This window comes from Blastococcus sp. SYSU DS0669, from assembly GCF_054050895.1.
Genome location: NZ_JBJHAE010000004.1, coordinates 98,745 through 122,396, shown reverse-complemented (window position 1 = coordinate 122,396; position 23,652 = coordinate 98,745). Strand labels below are relative to the sequence as shown.

General features: G+C 73.4%; 21 protein-coding genes and 2 pseudogenes. 5 read left to right on the top strand and 18 right to left on the bottom strand.

All coding sequences use genetic code 11. The features are described from left to right. Nucleotides 1-62: 62 nt before the first annotated feature. Entirely contained in the window at nucleotides 63-2,384 is a 2,322-nt protein-coding gene (locus ACI792_RS06635) for a M28 family peptidase (protein ID WP_456601903.1), read from the bottom strand. A gap of 91 nt (nucleotides 2,385-2,475) precedes the next feature. On the opposite strand from ACI792_RS06635, the gene ACI792_RS06630 reads away from it, so the two are divergent. Beyond that, a complete protein-coding gene (locus tag ACI792_RS06630; RefSeq protein ID WP_456601902.1) occupies nucleotides 2,476-3,240 on the top strand; it encodes an SDR family NAD(P)-dependent oxidoreductase in 765 nt (254 codons plus the stop codon). Between the two features lie 6 nt (nucleotides 3,241-3,246). Here the strand turns inward: ACI792_RS06630 and hisH are convergent, their stop codons facing one another. Continuing rightward, the gene (gene hisH, locus ACI792_RS06625; RefSeq protein WP_456601901.1) at nucleotides 3,247-3,885 is read right to left on the bottom strand and encodes an imidazole glycerol phosphate synthase subunit HisH; all 639 of its coding nucleotides are present in this window, start codon (nucleotides 3,883-3,885) and stop codon (nucleotides 3,247-3,249) included. Nucleotides 3,886-3,923: 38 nt separating this feature from the next. On the opposite strand from hisH, the pseudogene ACI792_RS06620 reads away from it, so the two are divergent. From ACI792_RS06620 to ACI792_RS06610, 3 genes and pseudogenes are all read left to right on the top strand, one after another. Further along, nucleotides 3,924-4,433, top strand: a pseudogene (locus tag ACI792_RS06620) (DUF222 domain-containing protein); the annotation flags it as partial. A gap of 59 nt (nucleotides 4,434-4,492) precedes the next feature. Next, nucleotides 4,493-4,939 (top strand): annotated as a pseudogene (locus tag ACI792_RS06615) (DUF222 domain-containing protein); the annotation flags it as partial. A 95-nt stretch (nucleotides 4,940-5,034) separates the two neighbouring features. Further along, nucleotides 5,035-5,307, top strand: a complete 273-nt coding sequence (locus tag ACI792_RS06610) for an HNH endonuclease signature motif containing protein (protein ID WP_456601900.1) — start codon at nucleotides 5,035-5,037, stop codon at nucleotides 5,305-5,307. 13 nt (nucleotides 5,308-5,320) lie between these two features. Here the strand turns inward: ACI792_RS06610 and ACI792_RS06605 are convergent, their stop codons facing one another. Genes ACI792_RS06605 through hisD form a run of 5 tightly spaced genes read right to left on the bottom strand, consistent with a single transcriptional unit; the run spans nucleotide 5,321 to nucleotide 9,127 of the window. Further along, nucleotides 5,321-5,911 (bottom strand): nucleotidyltransferase family protein, encoded by a 591-nt coding sequence (locus ACI792_RS06605; protein ID WP_456601899.1) that lies wholly within the window; start codon nucleotides 5,909-5,911, stop codon nucleotides 5,321-5,323. A gap of 7 nt (nucleotides 5,912-5,918) precedes the next feature. After that, complete coding sequence (locus ACI792_RS06600) at nucleotides 5,919-6,095, bottom strand: hypothetical protein (protein ID WP_456601898.1); 177 nt, start codon at nucleotides 6,093-6,095, stop codon at nucleotides 5,919-5,921. 16 nt (nucleotides 6,096-6,111) lie between these two features. Then, a complete protein-coding gene (gene hisB, locus ACI792_RS06595; RefSeq protein WP_456601897.1) occupies nucleotides 6,112-6,708 on the bottom strand; it encodes an imidazoleglycerol-phosphate dehydratase HisB in 597 nt (198 codons plus the stop codon). Between the two features lie 5 nt (nucleotides 6,709-6,713). Beyond that, nucleotides 6,714-7,826: a histidinol-phosphate transaminase gene (locus ACI792_RS06590; RefSeq protein ID WP_456601896.1), complete on the bottom strand. Its 1,113-nt coding sequence runs from the start codon at nucleotides 7,824-7,826 to the stop codon at nucleotides 6,714-6,716. Continuing rightward, a complete protein-coding gene (hisD, locus tag ACI792_RS06585; RefSeq protein ID WP_456601895.1) occupies nucleotides 7,823-9,127 on the bottom strand; it encodes a histidinol dehydrogenase in 1,305 nt (434 codons plus the stop codon). The genes ACI792_RS06590 and hisD overlap by 4 nt, the downstream gene beginning before the upstream one ends. Nucleotides 9,128-9,244: 117 nt before the next feature. Between hisD and ACI792_RS06580 the strand changes: the two genes are divergently transcribed. After that, on the top strand, nucleotides 9,245-10,045 hold the full coding sequence (locus tag ACI792_RS06580) for an LON peptidase substrate-binding domain-containing protein (RefSeq protein WP_456601894.1): 801 nt from the start codon (nucleotides 9,245-9,247) through the stop codon (nucleotides 10,043-10,045). 18 nt (nucleotides 10,046-10,063) lie between these two features. Here ACI792_RS06580 and ACI792_RS06575 read toward each other — a convergent pair whose 3' ends face one another. From ACI792_RS06575 to ACI792_RS06525, 11 genes are all read right to left on the bottom strand, one after another. Next, complete coding sequence (locus ACI792_RS06575) at nucleotides 10,064-10,654, bottom strand: hypothetical protein (RefSeq protein ID WP_456601893.1); 591 nt, start codon at nucleotides 10,652-10,654, stop codon at nucleotides 10,064-10,066. Nucleotides 10,655-10,715: 61 nt separating this feature from the next. Continuing rightward, nucleotides 10,716-14,276: a DNA polymerase III subunit alpha gene (dnaE, locus tag ACI792_RS06570; RefSeq protein WP_456601892.1), complete on the bottom strand. Its 3,561-nt coding sequence runs from the start codon at nucleotides 14,274-14,276 to the stop codon at nucleotides 10,716-10,718. A gap of 221 nt (nucleotides 14,277-14,497) precedes the next feature. Further along, nucleotides 14,498-14,941 (bottom strand): GNAT family N-acetyltransferase, encoded by a 444-nt coding sequence (locus ACI792_RS06565; RefSeq protein WP_456601891.1) that lies wholly within the window; start codon nucleotides 14,939-14,941, stop codon nucleotides 14,498-14,500. Nucleotides 14,942-14,967: 26 nt separating this feature from the next. Further along, nucleotides 14,968-15,771 (bottom strand): CPBP family intramembrane glutamic endopeptidase, encoded by an 804-nt coding sequence (locus ACI792_RS06560; protein WP_456601890.1) that lies wholly within the window; start codon nucleotides 15,769-15,771, stop codon nucleotides 14,968-14,970. 10 nt (nucleotides 15,772-15,781) lie between these two features. Further along, entirely contained in the window at nucleotides 15,782-16,729 is a 948-nt protein-coding gene (locus tag ACI792_RS06555) for an RluA family pseudouridine synthase (protein ID WP_456601889.1), read from the bottom strand. A gap of 41 nt (nucleotides 16,730-16,770) precedes the next feature. After that, nucleotides 16,771-17,304, bottom strand: a complete 534-nt coding sequence (lspA, locus tag ACI792_RS06550) for a signal peptidase II (protein ID WP_456580863.1) — start codon at nucleotides 17,302-17,304, stop codon at nucleotides 16,771-16,773. Nucleotides 17,305-17,455: 151 nt separating this feature from the next. Beyond that, nucleotides 17,456-19,099 carry a glycoside hydrolase family 13 protein gene (locus ACI792_RS06545; protein WP_456601888.1) on the bottom strand — a complete coding sequence of 548 codons (1,644 nt, stop codon included), beginning with the start codon at nucleotides 19,097-19,099 and terminating at the stop codon, nucleotides 17,456-17,458. 23 nt (nucleotides 19,100-19,122) lie between these two features. Next, nucleotides 19,123-20,424, bottom strand: a complete 1,302-nt coding sequence (locus ACI792_RS06540; RefSeq protein WP_456601887.1) for an ABC transporter ATP-binding protein — start codon at nucleotides 20,422-20,424, stop codon at nucleotides 19,123-19,125. A gap of 55 nt (nucleotides 20,425-20,479) precedes the next feature. Continuing rightward, nucleotides 20,480-21,292, bottom strand: a complete 813-nt coding sequence (locus ACI792_RS06535; RefSeq protein ID WP_456601886.1) for a carbohydrate ABC transporter permease — start codon at nucleotides 21,290-21,292, stop codon at nucleotides 20,480-20,482. Between the two features lie 23 nt (nucleotides 21,293-21,315). Next, the gene (locus ACI792_RS06530) at nucleotides 21,316-22,275 is read right to left on the bottom strand and encodes a carbohydrate ABC transporter permease (protein WP_456601885.1); all 960 of its coding nucleotides are present in this window, start codon (nucleotides 22,273-22,275) and stop codon (nucleotides 21,316-21,318) included. Further along, complete coding sequence (locus ACI792_RS06525) at nucleotides 22,272-23,579, bottom strand: extracellular solute-binding protein (protein ID WP_456601884.1); 1,308 nt, start codon at nucleotides 23,577-23,579, stop codon at nucleotides 22,272-22,274. Before ACI792_RS06525 ends, ACI792_RS06530 begins: the two co-directional genes overlap by 4 nt. Nucleotides 23,580-23,652 lie beyond the last annotated feature (73 nt).

Below are 23,652 nucleotides of genomic sequence, written 5' to 3'. Positions count from 1 at the left end.
TCAGCCTCGGCCGTCCCGGTGGCACGGTGGTGACAGCGGGATGAGAGAGCTCTCATCCCCGGTCAGCGGAGCTCGGTGATCCCCGTGACGAGCACCAGGTCCGCGCCGTGCGTGCCGGCGACGTCGACCCCCTGGGGCCGAGGATCGAACCCGGGGAGCGCCTCGAGCCCGTCGCTGCCGTCGGTGGCGCGCAGCCGCACCGGACCGTCGCCCTCCACCGTGAACGCGGCCTGCAGCCCGTCGGCGGGCGGCGCGTGGAAGGTGATCCGCAGGGCGCTGCCGCCCAGCGATCCTTCGGGCACGTCCCGGCCGGCGAGCCGGGCGCGGACGACGCTGCCGCCGTCGACGGTCAGCTCGAGGTCGACCAGCCGGACGCCGCTCCGCTGAGGCGCCACCCGCACGGCGATCTCCCGCCGCCCGCCGAGCACCTCGTCGGAGACCACGGTGACCGCCGGCGCCGGGAGGTCGGCGACCTCGGCCGGTCCGGTCAGCAGGTCGCGGCCGGCGAGGTAGGGCAGGTCGGCGCCGAGCGTGCCGCGGCCGTCGACGAAGCGGGCGGTCCACTCCCCCGGCGTCGTCTCGGTCGTCACCCAGCGGGCCTCGTCCTGCTCGGTGTCGAGCACGTACGCCAGCCGGCTGGGCACCGGGTGGTCCGCGTCGAACCGGTCGACCGCCAGCCCGACCGCAGCGCACGCCCCCGCGGTGGCCAGCGCCACCACGGGCACGGCGGCCGACCCGAGCCGATCCCTGCCCGCGGGGTCGGGGAAGAGGAGGTCGAACGCCGGCAGCAGGGCGAGCGCGGCGAGGACGACGACGACCGACGGCGCGAGCGCCTGGGACAGCCCGAGGGCCGGGAAGAAGAGCGCGGCGGTCGGTGCGAGGACGAGCACCGCGGCCGCACCGGTGAGCAGCGCGGCCAGGACGCGGACGACCCGGGCGGGCACGAGGACGGCGACGGTGCCGGTGAGCCCACCGACCAGCGCCGGCCACGCGGCCAGGTAGGAGCCGCCGGGCGCCACAGCGGCGAGCACGAGCGCCACCACGGCGAGCCAGAGGAGCGCACCCGCGGCCAGTGGTCCGGCACCGACCCGGCGGCGCAGCAGGGCGTACCAGACCAGGACCACGGCCAGCACCAGCGCCACCGCGGCCAGCCGGAACCAGCCCGGCCGCCAGGGGTCGAGCATCGTGGCGTAGCCGGGGCGGACCCCGACGAGGGCCGCCCACAGGCCCTGCGCGGCGAGCGGCGCCGCCACCAGCGGGACGATCGCCAGCGCAGCCGCGCCGGCCGTGCGCCGCAGCGAGCCGAGCCCGCGGGCGTGCAGGGCCCAGGCCAGCCCGGCGGCCGCCGCCAGCGCCGCACCGGCCAGCGGCCACACCAGCGAGCCCGGGTAGCGGACCAGCAGGCCCGGAAGGGGGAAGTAGGTGGCGTCCGCGGCCGCGGGCCCGGCGAGCTCGGCCAGGTCGCGGCCCCCGAGCTCGCGGGCCAGAGCCAGGGTGTTGTCGCCGAGGGCCTGCAGCGTGCCGCGGTCGAGCCGGTCCGGGGTGTCCTGCGGCGAGTGGTAGGCGGCCGCGCCCTCGATGAAGGCGGTGTTCATGCCGGTGAAGCCGCCGTCCTCGAGGAGGACGCTGAAGTCGGTGTCGTTGGGCAGCGCCCGGTAGACCTCGACGGCGACGCTGCTCGCGACCGGGTGCGGCGCGGCGTCGGCGTACACCGCGGCGAGGCCGGCGTTGCCGCGCGAGGTCTCGAACATGATCGGCGGCCCGCCGGTGCCGCGGGCCTCGACGTTGAGCGCCACCCCCCCGCCGGCCAGCGGGTGCGAGGCGGTGAACGCCTCGGCCCCGCAGAGGCAGGCCTCCTCGGCGTCGGTGAGGACGACGACGACGTCGTTGCGCAGCGAGGGGCCCTCCGTCAGCGCGCGGACCGACTCCAGCAGCGTGGCGACCCCGGCGGCGTCGTCGGCCGCGCCCGGGCCGCCCTCCACCGAGTCGTGGTGCGCCACGAGGTAGAGCCGGCCGGTGGGGTCGGCACCGGGGAGGACTGCGACGACGTTGCGGACCCGGGCCATGCGCGCCTCCCCCGCCCCGCCGGGCCGGGTACCGACGGCGTTCTGCACGCGGGTGTCCAGGCCGAGGTCGGTCAGCGTGGCCACCAGGTCGGCCACCACCGCGTCGCTCGCGGGGCTGCCCGCCACGCGCGGCTCGGCCGCGATGCGCTCGACGTGCGCGACGGCGCGGGCGGCGCTGAACTCAGCGGGCGGGGCGTCGGCGGGGCGCGGGTCCGGCGGCTGCAGCCCTGCGACGGTCCAGGCGGCGAGCGCCAGGAGCAGCGCCACGACGGCGAACCCGACCGGGCGGCCGGGGCGGGACGGGCGCTCGGCGGGCACGGGACCTCCTCGGACGGGGACCCGCGCACCCTAGGGCGCGGGCGCACCCCGGCGGGGCAGGCGCGGCCGACGCGGCTGGTTGACTGCCGCCATGACCAGCGCCCCGGAGTCCCGCGCCGTCCTCGTCACGGGCGCGTCCCGCGGCATCGGGCGGGCCATCGCGCTCGCCTTCGCCGCCCGTGGCGACCGGGTCGCCGTGCACTCCGGCACCTCGCGGGAGGCCGCGGAGCGGGTCGCCGCCGAGCTGCCCGGCCGCGGGCACGCCGTCGTCCAGGCCGACGTCGCCGACGCCGAGGCGGTCGCAGCGGCGGTCGACGAGGCCGCCGCTGCCCTGGGCGGGCTGCAGGTGCTGGTCAACAACGCCGGCGTCTTCACCCCGCACCCTCCGCTGGAGACGTCGTGGGAGGAGTGGCAGGCGGTCGTCTCCCGCACGCTGCAGGTGAACCTGGTCGGCGCGATGCACGCGACCTTCCGGGCGGTGCCGCACCTGGTCGCGGCCGGCGGCGGCGCGGTCGTCAACGTGACCAGCCGCGGCGCGTTCCGGGGCGAGCCGGCCACCCCCGCCTACGGCGCCGCCAAGGCGGGCCTCAACGCGTTCGGGCAGTCGATGGCCCAGGCGCTCGCCCCGCACGGGATCAGCGTGGGCAGCGTCGCACCGGGGTTCGTGCAGACGGAGATGGCGCGCGACGTCCTCGACGGCCCGGGCGGCGACGCGGTGCGGGCGCAGTCGCCCTACGGCCGGGTGGCGCGGCCCGAGGAGGTCGCCGCCGCGGTGCTCTGGCTGGCGTCTCCGGAGGCCCGCTTCTCCACCGGCACGATCATCGACGTCAACGGGGCCAGCTACCTGCGCAGCTGAGCCACCTCAGTCGAGGCTGTGCAGCCAGTTGGTGAGCAGCTGGGCCCCCGCGTCCCCGCTCTTCTCGGGGTGGAACTGGGTGGCCGAGAGGGCGGCGTTCTCCACACCCGCGACGAACCGGTCGCCGTGCTCGGCCCAGGTCACCAACGGCTTGGCCAGCGGCGAGGGGACGCCGTCCTGGCCGAGCGGGAAGTTCCGCACGCCGTAGGAGTGGACGAAGTAGAAGCGCTGGTCGGCCAGCCCCGCGAACAGCACGCTGTCCCGCGGCGCCTGCACGGTGTTCCAGCCCATGTGCGGCAGCACCGGCGCCTCGAGCGGCTCGACGACGCCGGGCCACTCGCCGCAGCCCTCGGCGTCCACGCCGTGCTCGACGCCTCGCTCGAAGAGGATCTGCATGCCGACGCAGATTCCCAGCACCGGCCGGCTGCCCGCGAGCCGGCGGCCGATGATGCGGCGGCCGTCGACGGCGTCCAGCCCCGCCATGCAGGCGGCGAACGCGCCGACGCCGGGGACCACGAGGCCGTCGGCGTCCAGCGCCGTCTGCGCGTCGGAGGTCACCGTGACCTCGGCGCCGACCCGCTGCAGGGCGCGCTCCGCGGAGCGCAGGTTGCCCGAGCCGTAGTCGAGGACCGCCACCTTCTTCACGCCTGCCACGCTACCGACCAGCGCCGGAGCCCCCTCACGTGTTCCCGCGCCCTCCCCCGAGGACCGATCGCCGTCCCCGTCAAGTTGATCCCGGCATCTGTGGACAGGTCGCTGACCTGCAGATTCATGCAGCGGCGGAGGCCGATCGGCGGTATTGTTCGTACAGGCGTTCGACAGGTGCGGAGGGCGCGGTGGCCCGGCTGGGCGCCGCGCTGGACGACCTGGCCGCCGAACGGCTCGACGGCGCGTTCGGCCCGCAGCTGATCGAGCAGCTGGGTGCGCTGCTCACCGCGTCCAACCGGCTGGCCGCGCAGGTGGCCCGCCGGGTGCGGGAGTGCGAGGTCACCCAGGCCGCCGAGCACGACGGGAAGGCCTCGATGGCCTCCTGGCTGCGCGGGCACGCCCGGTACTCGTCCGCCGCCGCCTCCCGGCTGGTGCGCTCGGGCCGGGCGCTGCCGGAGCTGCCGGCGGTGGCCGCGGCCTTCGCCGCGGGGGCGATCACCGCCGAGGCGGTGGTGGTGATCGCCGCGGTGGCCACCCCGGGGAACCTGGCCGCCGCCGCGGCCCAGGACGTCGACCTCGCCGGGGTCGATCCGCGCTGGCGGAGGTGGCCGCGAGCCGGCCGCACGCCGAGCTGCGGCAGGTCGTGGCGCACTACCTGGCCCGGCTCGATCCTGGTGGGCTCGAACCCGATCCCACCGAGGGACGCTCCCTCACCTTCGTCGAGCACGCCGACGGGTCGGTCTCCTTCCGCGGCGAACTGGATGCCGTGGGCGGGGAGAAGGTGCAGGCCGCGCTGGAGTCGGTGGTGCAGGCCGACCGGCCCGCCGGGGACATGCGCACCCGGGCCCAGCAGCAGGGCGACGCGTTCGTGCAGCTCACCGACAACGCCTTGGCCGCCGGCGCCCTGCCGGTGCTGCGCACCCACAAACCCCAGGTGGTCGTCCGGGTGGACCTGGAGGACCTCATCGACCCGGACACCGGCCCCGGCGCGGCGAAGTTGGGCTTCAGCGCGACGATCTCCGCGGCCCGGGCCCGCTGGCTGGCCTGCGACGGCACCGTCACCCGCATCGTGCTGGGCCCCGAGGGCCAACCCCTCGACGTCGGCCGCGTTCGGCCCCTTCGCAGGGGCCCGCCGCGAGCTTGCGAGTGGCGGGGGGCGGAGGGGTCCTTTCGTTCACCGGCTGCCACGCCCCCACCCACTGGTGCGACGTCCACCACCTCGTGCACTGGGCCGACGGCGGGGACACCTCGCTGGAGAACTCAGCCCTGCTCTGCGAACGGCACCACACCAAGGTGCACCACGGCTTCAGGATCGTCCGCGACGCCACCGGCCGATGGCGCACCTACCGGCCCGACGGCACCGAGATCCTGATACTGCCCCGCATCAGCGCAGAGCCGGCCAACTCCCGAGCAGGGTGAGCCGCGGGCACGTTCAGCGAACCGGGGTCCCGCTCCACGGGACGACGGTGAGCTCGGGCCACTGCTGCTGCCACCGCGCGGCCTTGGCCTCGTAGACGTGCCGGGGCGCCAGCCGCCGGTTGGGTCGCACCACCAGGTCGAACAGGTCGGCGTAGCCGCGCGGCGCGTAGACCTGCAGGCCGCCGGCGCCGTCGACCCGGATGCCGTAGCAGCAGCACACGGCCGCGAAGTGGTCGATGGCGTCGGCGCAGTCGCGGAACGGCACCGCCGGCACCCCGAACCGGGCCTCGTACCAGAGGTGCACCCGGGCCTCGTTGCGGATCTCCACCGGCACGGGCAGGTCGCCGAAGAGCTCGGCGCCCGCGCGGATCACCGCGTCCTCCGACTCCCAGGAGGTGTCGGGGTCGAAGTAGAAGAAGTCGGCGTCACGGATGCCGCTGCCCGGCGGCCGGCCGGTCAGGTCGTTCCACACCGTCTGGAACAGCACCCCGGCGGTGAGCCACCACTCGCCCACGCCGAGGACCGGGGCTCGCTCGAGCACGGCCCGCACCGTCGGGTCGGCCGTCACGATCCCGAGGAACCGCTCCTCGTCGGCCGGGCGCACGCCCGGCTCAGATCAGGCGCAGGATGCCCGCCGCGCTGGCCAGCACGGCGGCGAGGAGCAGGATGACCGCGAAGACGATCTGGGGGCCGGTGCGCCCGACGCTGTCGTCGTCCGCCCGCCAGATGCTCCACGCCCCACCGAGCAGGAACCCACCCAGCAGGAGCAGGGGCAGCCCCGCGTTCACCGCCGGCCGCGCGGGATCACAGCGCGCCCTTGGTCGAGGGCACGTCGGTGACCCGGGGATCGATCGCCACGGCCGCGCGCAGCGCCCGCGCCAGCGCCTTGAACTGGGCCTCGACGATGTGGTGCGCGTCCCGGCCGGCGTAGAGCACCCGCACGTGCAGGCTGATCCGCGCGTTGAAGGCGAACGACTCGAGCACGTGCTTGGTCAGCGACGTCGGGTAGTCCGGCCCGATCATCGGCGTCATGTTCTCGGGCTCGGCGTGCACGAAGTACGGCCGCCCGGAGAGGTCGACGGCGGCCTGGGCGAGCACCTCGTCCATCGGGATGGTCGCGTCGCCGTAGCGGGTGATCCCGCGCTTGTCCCCCAGCGCCTCGGCGAACGCCTGCCCCAGCGCGATGGCGACGTCCTCGACCGTGTGGTGCGCGTCGATGTGCAGGTCGCCGTCGGCCCGCACGGTGAGGTCGATGCCGCTGTGCCTGGACAGCGCGGTGAGCATGTGGTCGTAGAAGCCCACGCCCGTGCTGACGGAGCTGCTGCCGGTGCCGTCGAGGTCGAGCTCCACCACGAGCTTGGTCTCGTTGGTCTGGCGCTCGACGCGTGCGGTGCGGGTCATGGGGGTCAGTCTCCCAGAGTCGTGCGGTGGTCCGGCGCGACCTCACCCAGCGCGGTGAGGAACGCGTCGGTCTCCTCGGCGGTGCCGGCGGTCACCCGCAGCCACCCCGGCAGCCCGACGTCCCGCACGAGCACCCCCCGGTCCAGCAGCGCCCGCCAGGCGGCCGGTGCGTCGGCAAAGTGGCCGAAGAGCACGAAGTTCGCGTCGCTGGCCACGCTGGTCAGCCCCAGGGCCGGCAGCGCCGCCACGATGCGGTCGCGCTGGGCCTTGACCGCGTCGACGGTCGCCAGCAGGGCGTCGGTGTGCGCCAGCGCCGCCCGCGCGGCGGCCTGGGTGAGCGAGCTCAGGTGGTACGGCAGCCGCACCAGCTGGAGGGCGTCGACGACGGCGGGGTCCGCGGCCAGGTAGCCCAGCCGCAGGCCGGCCATGCCGAACGCCTTGCTCATCGTGCGGCTCACGATCAGCCGCGGCCGGCCCGGGAGCAGCGTGAGCGCCGACGGGGTCCCCGCCCGGGCGAACTCCGCGTAGGCCTCGTCGACGACGAGCACCCCCTCGGTCGCCTCGTACAGGGCGGCGACCGTCGCCAGGTCCACGGCCGTGCCGGTCGGGTTGTTCGGGCTGGTGACGAAGACGACGTCGGGCCGCACCTCGCGCACCTGGGCGACGGCGGCCGCGGTGTCGATCGTGAAGTCGGCCGCCCGGTGGCCGTCGACCCACGCCGTGCCGGTGCCCGCAGCGATGATCGGGTGCATCGAGTACGACGGCGTGAACCCCAGCGCCGTGCGGCCCGCGCCCCCGAACGCCTGCAGGACCTGCTGCAGCACCTCGTTGGAGCCGTTGGCCGCCCACACCTGCGCGGGACCGACCGCCAGGCCGCCGGTCCCGGTGAGGTAGGCGGCGAGGTCGGCGCGCAGCGCGACGGCGTCCCGGTCGGGGTACCGGTTGAGCTCCAGCGCCGCATGCCCCAGCGCCGCGCCGAGGTCGGCCAGCAGCTCGGCCGGCAGCGGGTGCGGGTTCTCGTTGGTGTTGAGCCGGTGGGTGGCCGGCAGCTGCGGCGCGCCGTAGGGCGTGCGGCCGCGCAGCTCCGGCCGCAGCGGGAGCTCGTCGAGCGACCTCACGACCGCTGCCGGACCCGCACCGCGGCCGCGTGCGCCGGGAGGTCCTCGGCGCCGGCGAGGGCGTCGACGTGCCCGGCGACGTCGGCCAGCGCCTGCTCGTCGTACTCGACCAGGTGTATGCCGCGCAGGAAGGACTGCACCGACAGGCCGCTGGAGTGCCGCGCGCACCCCCCGGTGGGCAGCACGTGGTTGGACCCGGCGATGTAGTCACCGAGCGAGACCGGCGACCAGGCGCCGACGAAGATCGCCCCGGCGTTGCGCACCCGCATCGCGACGTCGCGAGCGTCGCGGGTCTGGATCTCCAGGTGCTCGGCGGCGTAGGCGTCGACGACCCGCAGCCCCGCCTCGAGGTCGTCGACCAGCACGACGCCCGACTGGGTGCCGTCCAGAGCGGTGGTGATCCGGTCGGAGTGCTTGGTGGCGGCGACCTGCCCGGGCACCAGGGCGAGCACGGCGTCGGCCAGCTCCTCGCTCGGCGTCACGAGGACCGCCCCGGCCAGGGGGTCGTGCTCCGCCTGGCTGATCAGGTCGGCCGCCACGTGCGCCGGGTCGGCGGTGTCGTCGGCGAGGATCGCGACCTCGGTGGGCCCGGCCTCGGAGTCGATGCCGATCAGCCCGCGCAGCAGCCGCTTGGCGGCGGTCACGTAGACGTTGCCGGGGCCGGTCACCATGTCGACCGGCTCGCACGAACCGGCGCCGTATCCGAAGACGGCGATGGCCTGCGCCCCGCCGACGGCGTAGACCTCGGTGACGCCCAGCAGTGCGCAGGCGGCGAGCACCCCGGGGTCGGGCAGGCCGCCGTTGTCCCGCTGCGGCGGGGAGGCCACCGCGATCGACTCGACGCCGGCGATCTGCGCGGGCACCACGTTCATGACGACGCTGGACAGCAACGGCGCCAGCCCACCGGGCACGTAGAGCCCCACCCGCCGGACGGGGAGCCAGCGCTCGGTCACCGTCCCGCCGGGAACGACCTCCGTGGTGACGTCGCTGCGCCGCTGGTCCGAGTGCACCTTCCGCACCCGGGCGATCGACTCTTCCAGGGCCTCGCGCAGCGTCGGGTCGCACTCGGCGAGCGCGCGGGTCAGCGCCTCCTGCGGGACGGCGAAGTCCTCGGCGTCCACGCCGTCGAGCCGGGCGGTGATCTCGCGCACCGCCTGCGCCCCCCGCAGTCGCACGTCCTCGCACAGCGGGCGGACGGTGGCGAGCACCGAGTCGATGTCGGTGGCGGCCCGCGGCAGCAGTCCGGCGAGCTCTCGCACGCCGGGCAGCGCGTTCCCACGCAGGTCGATGCGTGCCAGCACGGAGGCCTCCGGAGTCGGATCGGGTGGTGCGACGCGGGTCCCAGGGTATCCAGCGCCGTCCGGCGTCCCCGGAGCGCCCGCACGGGCGAGACGCGCGCGGCCCGTAGGCTTGCCGGGATGGGCGAGCTGATCCCGCTGTTCCCGCTGGGCCGCCCCCTGTTCCCGGGGGTCGTCCTCCCGCTGCAGATCTTCGAGCCCCGCTACCGCCGCCTCATGCGCGACCTCATGGACCGCCCCGAGCACGGCGACCGCCGCTTCTTCGGCGTGGTCGCGATCCGGCAGGGCTGGGAGGTCGAGCGGGTGGCCCCGGCGGCAGCGCTCTACGACATCGGGTGCACCGCGCGCCTGCAGCGGGTGCAGCCCCAGTCCGACGGCGGCTTCCGCATCGTGACCGTCGGCGGCGAGCGGTTCCGGCTCCTGGACGTCGTCGTCGGCGAGGATCCGCCCTACCTGCAGGCCGAGGTCGAGTGGCTCGCCGAGGAGGAGGCCGCCGAGGAGGCCGCCGGGGACGCCGAGTCGGTGACCGACGGCGACCGCTCGCTGGTGCCGCCCGCGGACGAGGTGGCCACCTCGGTCGCCCGGGGGTCGCTGGATCTCCTGGCGCGGGGGGTGAGTGACCTGTTCACGCGCTACGTGGCCGAGGTGTCGGCCCTGGGCGCCGGCGCGACCGGGGACGGCGTGGAGGCGGCGGTGCGGCTCGCCGCGGCCGGGGACGACCCGGCGGCGCTGTCCTGGCTGGTCGCCTCCTCGGCGCTGCTCACCACCGAGGACCGGCAGTCGCTGCTCGCCGAGTCCGCGACCCGCCGACGGCTGGCCGCGGAGTCCCGGCTGCTGCGCCGGGAGCTCACCCTCCTGCAGACGCTGGGCGCTGTACCCGCGCCGCTGCAGCAGTTCGCCACCCCGATGACGGTGAACTGAGGGAGGCCCCCGGCCTGTTCAGCCCGTGCGGGCCCCTGGCGGGGTCCAGGTGCGCCCGAGGCCGTCGTCGGCGGCCAGGAGCGCGCAACCCAGGTAGACCAGCAACGCGGCGAACGGCGCAGCGGCCAGGCCGGGCAGCGAGCTCAGCACCAGCCCCGTGGTGACCTGGGCACCGACCTCGGACAGCTGCGCCTCGGTCGGCGAGGGGGCGAGCAGCTCACCGGTCTGCCAGGCGAGGACGGCGGCGACCGAGCCCCCGACCGAGAGGGCGACCAGCATCCCCACCCCGCGAGCGCGGCGCACCCGCCACGCCGCCGCACCGGCCAGCAGGCCGAGCCCGAGGAGCAGGAGCACGAGGACGGCGTCGTCGGCGACGCGGACCTCCGCCGCGGGTGGCCCGACGACGACCGGCCCGGTGTCGGTGACCCGCAGTTCGGCGCGAGGCGCCAGCAGCCACCAGAGCGCCCCCACGGGCAGGCCGGCGAGCGCCAATCCCACCACCAGCGTCCGGGCGGCGTGCAGGTCCTGCCGCACCTCCGTCCAGCCCCGCCAGTAGGCGTGCACGGGCACCCCCGGGGCGGGCTGGAGGGGCAGCGGTGGGGTGGTCACCGTCCCAGTGAACAACGGCTCCGCCGGGGACCGCGCCCGACCCTCCCGCAGGGGGCCTCGTTCAGAGCAGCGCGACGCTCGTCGGCCCGAGGAGGGCCTTGATGTCCCCCATCAGGGCGGGGCTGGGACGCACCCGCAGCCCCTGGTCGAGCCGCAGCACGGTCTCCCGGCCGCCGTTGACCAGCTTGAGCTGCACCTCCGTGGTGCCCGGGTGGCTGCCGAGCACCTCGCGGAGCCGCTCGACCACCGGTGGGGTGCAGCGCGCCGCCGCCATCGAGACGAGCACGGGGCCGCGCGCGCCCTCGGTGAGCTCCGGGATGCTCACCTCCGACCCGAACAGCGACGGCTGCTCGTCGCGCCGGCTGATCCGGCCCTTGACCACGACGATCTGGTCGCGGACCACCTTCTCCGAGACCTCGGCCCAGGTCTTGGGGAAGAACAGGACCTCGATGCCCGATTCGAGGTCCTCCAGCGTCGCGATCGCCCACGGGGCGCCCTGCTTGTTGGTCCGCGGCGAGACCGAGGTGAGGATGCCGGCGATGGTCACGTTGGCGCCGTCCTCGACCCCGCCGGCGTTGATCTCGGCGATGGGTGTGTCGGCGTTGGCCGCCAGCACGTGCTCGACCCCGTGCAGCGGGTGGTCGGAGACGTAGAGGCCGAGCATGTCGCGCTCGAACATCAGCCGCTCGCTCTTGGACCAGTCGGCGGTCGGGATGGTGATGTCCAGCGCGTTGCCGAAGGGGTCGTCGGCCGCGTCCCCCTCGCCGAAGCTGCCGAAGAGGTCGAACTGGCCCTCGGCCTCCTTGCGCTTGAGCCCCATCGCGGAGTCGACGGCCTGCGCGTGGATCGCGACGATGCCCTGGCGCGAGTGGCCGAGCGAGTCGAAGGCACCGGCCTTGGCCAGGGACTCGATGACCTTCTTGTTGCAGGCCACGGTGTCGATCTTGCGCATGAAGTCGGCGAAGTCCTTGAACGCGCCCTTCTCCTCGCGCGCCTTGACGATCGACTCCACGACGTTGGTGCCGACGTTGCGGACCGACGCCAGCCCGAAGCGGATGTCGGTGCCGACGGCGGTGAAGTCCCACGACGACTCGTTGACGTCCGGCGGGAGGACCTTGATGCCCATCCGACGGCACTCGGCCAGGTAGATCGGCCGGCGGTCCTTGTCGTCCTGGACGCTGGTGAGCAGCCCGGCCATGTACTCGGCCGGGTAGTTGGCCTTGAGGTAGGCCGTCCAGTACGAGACCAGGCCGTAGGCGGCCGAGTGGGCCTTGTTGAACGCGTAGTCGGCGAACGGGACGAGGATGTCCCACAGCGTCTTGATCGCGGCGCCGGAGAAGCCGTTGGCCTTCATCCCCGCCTCGAAGCCGACGAACTCGGCGTCCAGGACCGACTTCTTCTTCTTGCCCATCGCGCGGCGCAGCAGGTCGGCCTTGCCGAGCGAGTACCCGGCGACCTTCTGCGCGATGGCCATGACCTGCTCCTGGTAGACGATCAGGCCGTAGGTCTGGCCGAGGATCTCCTCCAGGGGCTCGGCCAGCTCCGGGTGGATCGGGGTGATCTCCTGCTGGCCGTTCTTGCGCAGCGCGTAGTTGGTGTGCGAGTTCGCGCCCATCGGACCCGGGCGGTAGAGGGCGCCGACGGCCGAGATGTCCTCGAAGTTGTCCGGCCGCATGAGCCGCAGCAGCGAGCGCATCGGCCCGCCGTCGAACTGAAAGACCCCGAGGGTGTCACCGCGGCTGAGCAGCGCGTAGGTGTTCGGGTCGGTGAGGTCCTTGCTGATCTCGTCGAGGTCGACCGGCTCCTTGCCGTTGATCACGATGTTGCGCAGCGCGTCGTCGATGACCGTGAGGTTGCGCAGGCCCAGGAAGTCCATCTTGAGCAGGCCGAGCGTCTCGCAGGTCGGGTAGTCGAACTGCGTGATGACCGCGCCGTCGGCCTCGCGCCGCATGATCGGGATCGAGTCGATGAGCGGGTAGCGGCCGATGATGACGCCGGCCGCGTGCACGCCCCACTGGCGCTTCAGCCCCTCGAGCTTGCGGGCCTGGTCGACCACCTCGGCGGCGCCGGGGTCGGACTCGTAGCGGGCGCGGAACTCCGCGGCCTCCTTGTAGCGCGGGTGGGCCGGGTCGAAGACCCCCGAGAGCGGGATGCCCTTGCCCATCACGTCCGGCGGCATGAGCTTGGTCAGCTCGTCGCCCACGGAGTAGGGCCGGTCGAGCACCCGGGCGGCGTCCTTGATCGCGGCCTTGGCCTTGATCGTCCCGTAGGTGACGATCTGGCTGACCCGTTCCTCGCCGTACTTCTTCGAGACGTACTGGATGACCTCGCCGCGCCGGCGGTCGTCGAAGTCGATGTCGACGTCGGGCATGGAGACGCGCTCGGGGTTGAGGAACCGCTCGAAGATCAGCCCGTGCTGCAGCGGGTCGAGGTCGGTGATGCCCATGGCGTAGGCGGCCAGCGAGCCCGCGGCGGATCCACGGCCGGGCCCCACGCGGATGCCGTTGTCCTTCGCCCAGTTGATGAAGTCGGCGACCACGAGGAAGTACCCCGGGAAGCCCATCTGGGTGATGATCCCGACCTCGTAGTCGGCCTGCTTGCGCACGTGGTCGGGGATGCCGCTCGGGTAGCGCTTGTGCAGGCCGCGCTCGACCTCCTTGACGAACCAGGAGGTCTCGTCCTCCCCCGGGGGCAGGGGGAAGCGGGGCATGAGGTCGGCGCCCTCGGTGAAGCTCACCTCGCACTGCTCGGCGACCAGCAGGGTGTTGTCGCAGGCCTCGCGGAGGTCGCCGGTGAACAGCGCGCGCATCTCGGCGGCGGACTTCAGGTAGTAGCCGTCACCGTTGAACTTGAAGCGGTTCGGCTCGTTGAGCCGCGAACCGGTCTGGATGCACAGCAGGGCGTCGTGGGCCTCGGCGTCCTCCTTGTGCGTGTAGTGGAGGTCGTTGGTGGCCAGCAGCGGGATGCCGAGGTCCTTGGCGATCGCCAGCAGCGCCGGGCGGGTCTTCTTCTCGATGGACAGGCCGTGGTCCATCAGCTCGGCGTAGAAGTTCTCCCGCCCGAAGATGTCCTGGAAGTCGGCGGCCGCCTGGCGGGCCTTGTCCTCCTTGCCCGCGCGCAGCCACATGTTGACCTCGCCCGACGGGCAGCCGGTGGTGGCGATCAGGCCCTTGCCGTAGCGCTCCAGCAGGTCGCGGTCGAACCGCGGCTTGCGGTACTGCCCCTCCAGGCTGGCCAGCGAGGAGATGCGGAACAGGTTGTGCATGCCCTCGGTGGTGCGGGCCAGCAGCGTCATGTGGGTGTAGGCGGCCTTGCCCCGGTTGGACCCGCCGTCACCCTCCTCGTCGATGAGGTTGTCGCCGAAGTCGAAGGGCGCTCGGTCGAAGCGCGAGCCCGGCGTGTAGTAGCCCTCCATGCCGATGATCGGCTTCACACCGGCCGCGTTCGCCTGCTTGTAGAAGTCGTAGGCGCCGAAGACGTTGCCGTGGTCGGTCATGGCCAGCGCCGGCATCCCGTGCTCGGCCGCGGCCTTGGTGACCTCCGGCAGCTTCGCCGCACCGTCCAGCATCGAGTACTCGGTGTGCACGTGCAGGTGCACGAACGAATCGGACGGGCTACTCACAGGGGGTCTGGCTCCTCACGGGTCGTGCGTGCCCGGCCGGCGTCACGCGGCGGGCGACCGGCGGGGAAGACCGGCGGTGCGTGCGGGGGGCGGCAGGCACCGGCGGGCCGGTGCGTCGATCCTCGCACTGGTAGGTGTCTACTTCGAGGGTCTGACAGAACGTGTCTTCTCACAGAAAGGACCCCGTCCTCCTCATCCCTCGCAGGCTCGGGACGGGGCCGTCACGGCAGGCCACGACGCATGGTCACGTGCGCGATGCCGGCCTCCTCGTACACCTCGCCGACGGCCGCGTAGCCCGCGCGCTCGTAGAACCGGCGGGCCGGCAGCTGGGCGTGCAGGACCACCTCGGTGGCGCCCCCGGCGAGCGCCTGGCGGTGCAGCTCGGCCAGGACGGCGGCCCCGTGGCCGCGGCCGCGCACCGCGGCGTCGGCGGCCATCCGGCCGATCCGCGCGGTGGCGCCGTCGAGCAGCAGCCGCCCCGTCGCCACCACCCGCCCCGAGTCGTCACGGCTGAGCACGTGCAGGGCCGTGGCGTCGGCGTCGTCCTGCTCGATCTCCGGCGGGACGCCCTGCTCGTCCACGAAGACGCGGGTGCGCAGGGCCACGACCTCCGCCCGGTCCGCGGGGGTGGCGACCTGCGCGGCGGGGCTGGGCACGGCACCCATTGTGGCGTCCTCCCGGCCGGGGCCGGTCAGCGGCCCGGCGGCCCGCCCGCCTCGTGCACCGACGCCGGGAGCGCGCTGGCGGGGACGAGCAGGAAGCGCAGGTCGATGACCGCGTGCAGCAGCACCGGCAGCAGCAGCGAGCCGGTGTCCAGGTACAGCAGCGCCATCACCCCGCCGAGCACGCCGGTCAGGACGATCCCTGCCCGCCCCTGGTAGGCGTGCGCGAGTCCGAAGGCCACCGCGGCGACGACCACCAGCGACCAGGTGGGCGGACCGCCGGCCATGGCCGCGACCACCGCCAGGAAGAACCCCCGGTACAGCCACTCCTCGCACACCCCGGCGGTGACGCCGACGAGGATGAACAGCCGCCGCTCCCCCTCGGTCCGGGGCAGCAGCGCGAGCGTGGACTGACCGGGTGGCTCGGCGTGGCGCCCTTCGCCGGGGCGCCGGGCCGCCCGCGCCGCCTCCAGCAGGGCGCCGGCCCGCAACTGTCGGGTGGAGGCGACGACGAGCAGCAGCACGGCGAGGACCACCACCGCGGACACGGGACCGGGCCACTCCCGCGGCCAGACCAACCCCACGGCCGCGGCGTCGACCCCGGGCGAGGCCAGCCAGACGACGAAGGCGACGACGGCGAGGCCCCACTCGAGCACCAGCAGCCGCCGGTAGAACGACCGGCGCGCCCCGGCGTCGGTGCGCAACCGCCCCTCGAACCGACGGTGCAGCACGTGCCCGACGACGGGCTCGCCCACCACCAGGTAGGCCGCCACGACCACCGCGGCCAGCGCCGCCGGGCCGAAGGCGTCGAGGGCGACCGGCAGGCTCGTCACCGGCAGGAGGTCAGGCCTCGGCGCGCAGCAGGGCCAGCGCGCCGGCGAGGTCGGGCGGGTACTCGCTGGTGAACTCGACCCACTGCCCGTCGGCCGGGTGGGGGAAGCCCAGCCGCACCGCGTGCAGCCACTGGCGGGCCACGCCGAGCCGGGCGGCGAGCGTGGGGTCCGCCCCGTAGGTCGTGTCGCCCACGCAGGGGTGCCGGAGCGCGGAGAAGTGCACGCGGATCTGGTGGGTGCGGCCGGTCTCCAGCCGGATGTCGACCAGGCTGGCGGCGGCGAACGCCTCCACGACCTCGTAGTGCGTCACCGACGGCCGCCCCCCGCTGACGACGGCGAACTTCCAGTCGTGCCGCGGGTGCCGGTCGATCGGCGCGTCGATGGTGCCGCGCGACGGGTCGGGGTGGCCCTGCACGAGGGCGTGGTAGCCCTTCTCGACCGTGCGCTCCTTGAAGGCCGCCTTGAGCGCGGTGTAGGCCCGCTCGCTCTTCGCGACCACCATGACGCCGGTCGTGGCGGCGTCCAGGCGGTGCACCACGCCTTGGCGCTCGGCGGCGCCGGAGGTGGAGACGCGGTAGCCGGCGGCGGCCAGACCCCCGATGACCGTGGGCCCCTCCCAGCCGGGGCTCGGGTGGGCGGCGACCCCGACCGGCTTGTCGACGACCACGAGGTCGTCGTCGTCGTGCAGGACCGTCATCCCCTCGACCCGCTGCGGGGGCGCGGGCTCGCCGGGTGGCGGCGGCAGCTCGACCTCCAGCCAGCTGCCGCCGGTGAGCCGGTCCCCCTTGCCGCGGACCCGGCCGTCGACGACGACGCGGCCTTCGTCGGCGAGGTCGGCCGCCGCAGTGCGGGTCAGGCCGAAGAGCCGGGACAGGGCCTGGTCCACCCGCTGGCCCTCCAGGCCGTCGGGCACCGGGAGGGCCCGGTGCAGGCCGGGAGTGCTGGTCACGTCCCCCATTGTGACTGCCGACCGGGGAGAGGGACCGGAGCGGCTCTCCCTCAGGCGGCGCCGGGCCGGTCGCCGGCGCCGCTGCGGGTGCCGTCGAACTCGATGCCGCGCAGCGCCAGGAGGACGCCGAGGATTCCGCCGCAGACGATGGCCGAGTCGGCGACGTTGAACACCGGGAACACGCGCCCGTCGGGACCGAACACCGAGAGGAAGTCGACGACGCCGCCGCGCAGGAACCCCGGGTCGCGGAACACCCGGTCGACGAGGTTGCCCACGGCCCCGCCGAGGACCAGCCCCAGCGCCACCGCCCAGCCGGCCGACCGCAGGCGGCGGGCGACCCGCACGATGACCACGGCGGCGACGACCGCGATCAGGCTGAACACCACCGTGGCGCCCTCCGCGAAGGAGAACGCGGCCCCGGTGTTGCGCAGGTTGGTGAGGTAGAGGGCCCCGCCGAGGACGCGGATGTCCTCCCCCGGCTCGATGGTGGCCACGACGACGACCTTGGTGACCAGGTCGAGCACCAGGACGACGGCGGCCAGGGAGAGCAGCAACCGGGTGCGGGGGCGGCCGGCCGGCTCCACGGCGGAGGAGCCGCCGGTCGCGCCGTCGGCCGGATCGGCGTGCTCGGACAGGTCGGGCTCCTCGATGGATGGGCACCGTCCGGCTGACCCGGCGGTGCCGACGACGATAGCCGCGCGCGGGCCGGCCGCCGGCCCCGGCTGGCCGGAGCGGCTAGGACGCGCCGGGGTCCAGCCAGACCGCCGTGTCGGGCGCCAGCAGCTCCGCACCGGGCTCGCTGGAGAGGAGCCGACGGCCCGCGCCGCGCAGGTCCAGCGGCTCGCCCGAGAGGTTGACCACGCACCGGAAGGACGGCCCGCGGTCGAAGGCGAGGACGTCGTCGGCCGTCGTCCGCCAGGAGAAGCTCGCGCCACGCAGGCCGGGTGTGCGCCGGCGGAGCCCCAGGGCGGCGCGGTACAGCGACAGGGTCGAGGTGGGGTCGGCCCACTGGGCGGCCACCGTCAGGGACGCCCACCCCGGAGGTTGCGGCAGCCAGGGCTCGACCCCGTCCACGGTGAAGCCGAACGGAGGGCGGCTCCCCTCCCAGGGCAGCGGTACGCGGCAGCCGTCGCGGCCCCGGGCGGTGCGGCCGGAGCGCTCCCAGGTCGGGTCCTGCAGCACGTCCACCGGCAGGTCCTCCACCTCGGGCAGCCCCAGCTCCTCGCCCTGGTAGACGTAGGCGGACCCCGGCAACGCGAGAGTGAGCAGCGCGGCGGCACGGGCGCGGCGCAGCCCCAGCGCGAGGTCGGTGCCGGTCGCCCCGGCGTCGAAGCCCATCGTCGCGGCGGCGCTCTCGGCCCGCCCGAAGCGTGTGACGTGCCGGGTCTCGTCGTGGCTGGACAACACCCAGGTCGCCGGGGCACCGACGGGCTCCAGGGCGGCGAGGCTGGCGTCGATGACCGTGCGCAGGTGCCGGGCGTCCCACGGTGCGGCCAGGTAGTCGAAGTTGAAGCTGGTGTGCATCTCGTCCGGCCGCACGTAGCGGCTGAGCCGCTCGGGTCCGTTCACGACCGCCTCGGTGACGAACAGCCGCCCGCCCTCGTAGCTGTCCCCGATGCGCCGCCAGCGTCGGAAGATCTCGTGCACGCCGTCGACGTCCCAGTGCGGGTTGCCCACCCAGCTGCGGGACTCGAACAGTGCCCCGGGGCCGTGACCGGCATCGGGGAGGCCCTCGGCCTTCGCCATCGCGGGGGCGGCATCGACCCGGATGCCGTCGATCCCCCGGTCGAACCAGAACCTCAGGATCGCGTCGAAATCCTCCCGGACCCCTGGGTGGTCCCAGTCCAGATCGGGCTGCTCCGGGGCGAACAGGTGCAGGTACCACTGCCCCGGCGAGCCGTCCGGCTCGCGCACCCGCGTCCAGGCCGGGCCGCCGAAGGCGCTGATCCAGTCGTTGGGCGGCACCGATCCGCCGTCCCGGCCGTCGCGGAAGAAGTAGCGGCTCCGCTCGGGCGATGCCGGCCCGGCGGCCAGGGCCGCACGGAACCACGGGTGCTGGTCGGAGGTGTGGTTGGCGACCAGGTCGGTGATCACGCGCAGGCCGCATGCGTGCGCCTCGGTGAGCAGTGCGTCGGCGTCCGCCAGCGTGCCGAACCGAGGATCGATGTCGCAGTAGTCGGCCACGTCGTACCCCCCGTCGGCCATGGGCGAGGGGTACCAGGGGGTGATCCAGAGGGCGTCGACGCCGAGCTCCGCCAGGTAGGGCAGCCGACGGCGCAGGCCGCCGAGGTCGCCGACCCCGTCCCCGTCGGAGTCGGCGAAGCTCCGCAGGTACACCTCGTAGACGACGGCGTCCCGCCACCACTCGTCCCGCGCCATCGGTGCCGAGGGGCGGTCCGTCCTCAGGCCGAGGCCGCCGTGGCCCCGCCCACCTGGGCCCCGCGTGCGGGTGCACCATCGGCACGCGCGCCGCCCGCCTGCGAGTCCTCGAGCTGCTCGACCCGGTCCTGTGTCGCCATGCGGGTGAGCTCGGCGCCGGCCTCGGGATCGCGGGTGAGGTTCTCCCCCGACTCCGGGTCGAACACGTGCACCTTGCGGCTGTCCAGCCAGAACTCCGCCTCGCGGCCCTCCCGGATCCGGCTGGTCGCGTCGATCGACACGATCGCCTGGGTGCGCAGCTCCTCGCTGTCGAGCTCCCTGGACAGCTCGCGCAGCTGGACCTTGATCGAGTCGGGGGCGTCGTAGGGGATGTAGGCGTACTGCGAGTCACCCAGCCACTCGGTGACGTCCACCCGCGCCCGGAAGATCGAGCCCACCGGGCGCTTGGCCTCGTCGACCAGGGACGCGTCCTCGAAGTACTCCGGTCGGATCCCCACCAGCAGCAGGTCGTGCCCGGCGACGGCCGCCATGCGCTTCTCGTCGAGCTCGATGTCGCCGAAGGGGGTCCGCAGCCGGTTGCCCTCCGGGGTCGCCGGCAGGAAGTTCATGGGCGGGGAGCCGATGAACCCGGCGACGAAGAGGTTGACCGGCTGCTCGTACAGCTCGCGCGGCGACGCGACCTGCTGGATCTTCCCCTGGCGGAGCACGCAGACCCGGTCGCCGAGCGTCATGGCCTCGGTCTGGTCGTGGGTGACGTAGACGGTCGTGATGCCCAGCCGGCGCTGCAGCCGGGAGATCTCGGTGCGCATCTGCCCGCGGAGCTTGGCGTCGAGGTTGGACAGCGGCTCGTCGAAGAGGAAAGCCTCGGCGTCGCGGACGATGGCCCGACCCATGGCGACCCGCTGCCGCTGACCACCGGAGAGGTTGGCCGGCTTGCGCTCCAGGTGCTCCTTGAGCTCGAGCACGTCGGACGCCGCCTCCACCTTCCGGCGGACCTCGTCGTCCGGGGTCTTGGCCAGCCGCAGCGGGAAGGCGATGTTCTCGTACACCGTCATGTGCGGGTACAGGGCGTAGTTCTGGAACACCATCGAGAGGTTGCGGTCCCGGGGTGCGAGGTCGTTGACCCGCTTGCCGCCGATGATCATGTCGCCGCTGGTGATGTCCTCGAGGCCGACGATCATCCGCAGCAGCGTCGACTTCCCGCAGCCGGACGGGCCGACGAGGATCATGAACTCCCCGTCGGCGATGTCCAGGCTGACGTCGTTGACCGCCGGGAAGCCGTCGCCGTACTTCTTGACGATGTTCTTCATCTCGATGGAGGCCATCAGTGTTCGTCCCCTCGGTGGGTCGATGAGGTGCAGCTGGTGGGGGTCATGACGGTCAGCCCTTGACCGCACCGTTGGTCAGGCCGGCGACGATGCGCCGCTGGAAGAGGAGCACGAGGACGACGACGGGGACCGTCACGATCAGGGCCGCCGCCGCGATCGCGCCGGTCGGGTCCTCGAACTGGGATGCACCGCTGAACAGCCCGAGCGCCGCGGGTACGGGTCGGGCCGCCTCCGTGGAGGTCAGGACGATGCCGTAGACGAAGTCGTTCCAGGCGATGAAGAACGCGATGATCGCCGTGGTGAAGACGCCAGGAGCGGCCAGCGGGACGATCACCTTGCGGAACGCCTGCCAGGTGGTCGCCCCGTCGACCTGGGCGGCCTGCTCCATCTCCCACGGGATCTCCCGGAAGAACGCCGACATCGTCCAGATCGAGATCGGCAGGGTCAGCGACAGGTACGGGAGGATCAGGCCGGGCCAGGTGTCGTAGAGACCGATCTGCCGCCACACGTTGAACAGCGGCGTCACGATCGAGATGACCGGGAAGATCGCCACCGCCAGCGCCGTCGAGAGGATGACCTTCTTGCCCGGGAAGTCCAGGCGGGCGATGGCGTACGCGGCGAACATCGCCAGCAGGCAGGAGATCGCTGTGGCGATGAGGCAGATGCCGAACGAGTTGCGGAGCGCCGGGAGGAACAGCTCGCTGGCGTTCCCGGTCAGGATCGTCTCGTAGTTCTCCCAGGAGACGTCGGTCGGCAGGAACTGGCCGTTGGCGATGTCCGACGGGGCCTTCAGCGAGATGGAGATGATCCAGGCGATCGGGAACAGCGCGTAGACGACGATGATCGCGCCACCGATCCACCACATGACTTTTCTTCGAGTGGACACCGTCACTCCCCCCGCGTCGAGGCCAGGTCGACCTTGAATGCCTTGATGAAGCTGAAAGCGATCAGCACCACCACGAGGAACAGCAGCACCGAGACCGCGGACCCGAGACCGATCTCCAGCCGGGCGATCGTCTGCCGGTAGGCGAGGAACGACACCGATTCCGTGCCGTTGGCGCCGCCGGTCATGATGAAGATGCTGTCGAAGACCCGGAAGGCGTCCAGGCTGCGGAACAGCAGGGCGACCATGATCGCCGCCTTCATGTTCGGGATCGTCACCCGCCACAGGCGCTGCCACCACGTGGCGCCGTCGACCTTCGCCGCCTCCTGCAGCACCTCGGGGACCTGCGCCAGACCGGCCAGCAGCAGGAGCGAGATGAACGGGGTGGTCTTCCAGATCTCGGCCAGGCAGATCACCAGCAGCGACTGCCACCTGTCGCCGAACCAGTCGGTGTTCTCGGTGACCCCGGGGATCCAGGCGAACCAGGAGTTGACGAAGCCGGTGTTGATGTCGAAGGCGAACTGCCAGGCGAAGGCGGAGACCACGGTGATCACCGCGTACGGGATGAGGATCGCCGCCCGCACCACCGGCCGGATGTTGCTGAGCGCCTTGGCCATGACCATGGCGAGCCCGAAGCCGAGCACCAGCTCCACCGCCACCGTGACCACCGTGATGAAGACGGTGACCCAGATGGCCTGCCACCAGATCGGGTCGGTGAGGATCACCCAGTAGTTGGTCAGCCCGGTGAACTCCCGGTTGGCCGGGTCGGTCAGCCGGTAGGAGTACAGGGACTCGTAGATGGCCTGGGCGATCGGGTAGGCGGTGACCGCCAGCATCACCACGAACGCCGGGCCGGCCAGCAGCCAGCCGAGCTTCCGCTCGCTGCGCGACCGGTCGCTCAGCCCCCGTTTGGGCGCCGAGACCGGTTCTGTCTTCTTGACCGGGGGAAGCGTGGTCTGGGTCACAGCAGTTCCTCCCCTGCCAGGACGGCCTGGATGAGCTCGGCGGCCTCCTCGCCGGTGACCCCCGGCTCGACGGAGCTCGCCGGGTGGTAGACGCGCTGCAGCGCCCCGGAGACCTCGCTGTAGTAGACCGTCTGCGGCCGGGGTGCGGCCGCCTCCAGCGACTCCCGGATGAGCGGGGCCTGCGGGAACTCCTCGAGCACCTCGGGGTCGTCGTACACCGACGCCAGGGCCGCCGGGTTCCCGTTGGTGAGGAAGTAGTAGGTCTGGTTCTCCTCGGAGACGATGCACTCGGCGGCCTCGTAGGCCAGGTCCGTGTTCTGGCTGAAGGCACCGACGCCGATGTTGATCCCGCCGTAGGGAGGCCTGCTCTCCTCGCCCTCGACGGTCCGCGGGTAGCGCGCCCACCCGTAGTCCTCGGGCACGGACGGCTCGAGCGTGCCCGCCTCGACGGCGCCCAGGGCCCGCGGCCAGACGAAGGGCCAGTTGACCATGAAGGCCGCGTCGCCCTCCTCGAAGTCCGTCACGTTGGCGTCCTCGCCGGCGGTGGAGAACGCCGGGCCACCGACGGGGGCCACCGACTCCATCACCCGGGCCGCCTCCACGGCGGCCTCGGACCGGAGGCCGAGCTCGATGTCCTCCGGGGCCTCGGCGGTCTCCTCGATGATCGAGCCGCCCGCCCCCTCGATGAGCGCGTTGACCCAGACCGTGAGCGCCTCGGCGCGGATGCCCTGGGCGGCGATCTGGGTGCCTTCCTCCTCGGCCACTGCCGCGAGCTGCTCCCAGGTGACCGGCTCCTCCATGTCCAGCCCGGCGGCCTCGGCCACCGACTGCTTGTACCAGAGCAGCTGGGTGTTGGCCCAGAACGGGACCGCGACGAGCTCGTCGTCCCAGGTCGACCCCTCGACGGCGCTCTGCACCACGCCTTCGGTCACCCGTTCGGCGACGTCCTCGGGGACGGGGGCCAGGAAGCCGGCCTCGGCGAACTCGGGGATGTAGGGCGGGTCCAGGCTCATCAGGTCGATGGAGTCGTCCTCCGCCGCGAGCCGCCGGATGAGCTGCTCCCGCTGCTGCGAGGACTCACGGGGCAGCTGCGCCGTCTCGATGGTGTAGGCGCCGCCCGCCGCCTCCGTGCAGCGCGCGGCGATCTCCGCCTGCCCACCCGAGTCGGGGTTCGTGTACCAGGTGAGCGTCCTGTCGTCGCCCGAGTCGCCGCCACAGGCCGCCAACGCCGAGACCGCGACCAGCGATGCCGCGGCACCCGCTGCCCTTCTTCTCCGGCGCTTCTTACCGGGAGCATTCGGCATGAGTCCTCGTCTCCATTGGCATGTGCCCGACCGAGATCACGACGGTCATCGGAGCGTGATACAGCTCACAGGG

What these genes read in the sequence shown, in the direction of transcription:
- ACI792_RS06540 (WP_456601887.1), bottom strand. Translation starts at nt 20,424, where the DNA reads ATGGCCTCCATCGAGATGAAGAACATCGTCAAGAAGTACGGCGACGGC.
- ACI792_RS06545 (WP_456601888.1), bottom strand. Translation starts at nt 19,099, where the DNA reads ATGGCGCGGGACGAGTGGTGGCGGGACGCCGTCGTCTACGAGGTGTAC.
- ACI792_RS06535 (WP_456601886.1), bottom strand. Translation starts at nt 21,292, where the DNA reads ATGTGGTGGATCGGTGGCGCGATCATCGTCGTCTACGCGCTGTTCCCG.
- ACI792_RS06580 (WP_456601894.1), top strand. Translation starts at nt 9,245, where the DNA reads ATGGGCGAGCTGATCCCGCTGTTCCCGCTGGGCCGCCCCCTGTTCCCG.
- ACI792_RS06555 (WP_456601889.1), bottom strand. Translation starts at nt 16,729, where the DNA reads ATGGGGGACGTGACCAGCACTCCCGGCCTGCACCGGGCCCTCCCGGTG.
- ACI792_RS06525 (WP_456601884.1), bottom strand. Translation starts at nt 23,579, where the DNA reads ATGCCGAATGCTCCCGGTAAGAAGCGCCGGAGAAGAAGGGCAGCGGGT.
- ACI792_RS06565 (WP_456601891.1), bottom strand. Translation starts at nt 14,941, where the DNA reads ATGGGTGCCGTGCCCAGCCCCGCCGCGCAGGTCGCCACCCCCGCGGAC.
- hisB (WP_456601897.1), bottom strand. Translation starts at nt 6,708, where the DNA reads ATGACCCGCACCGCACGCGTCGAGCGCCAGACCAACGAGACCAAGCTC.
- ACI792_RS06630 (WP_456601902.1), top strand. Translation starts at nt 2,476, where the DNA reads ATGACCAGCGCCCCGGAGTCCCGCGCCGTCCTCGTCACGGGCGCGTCC.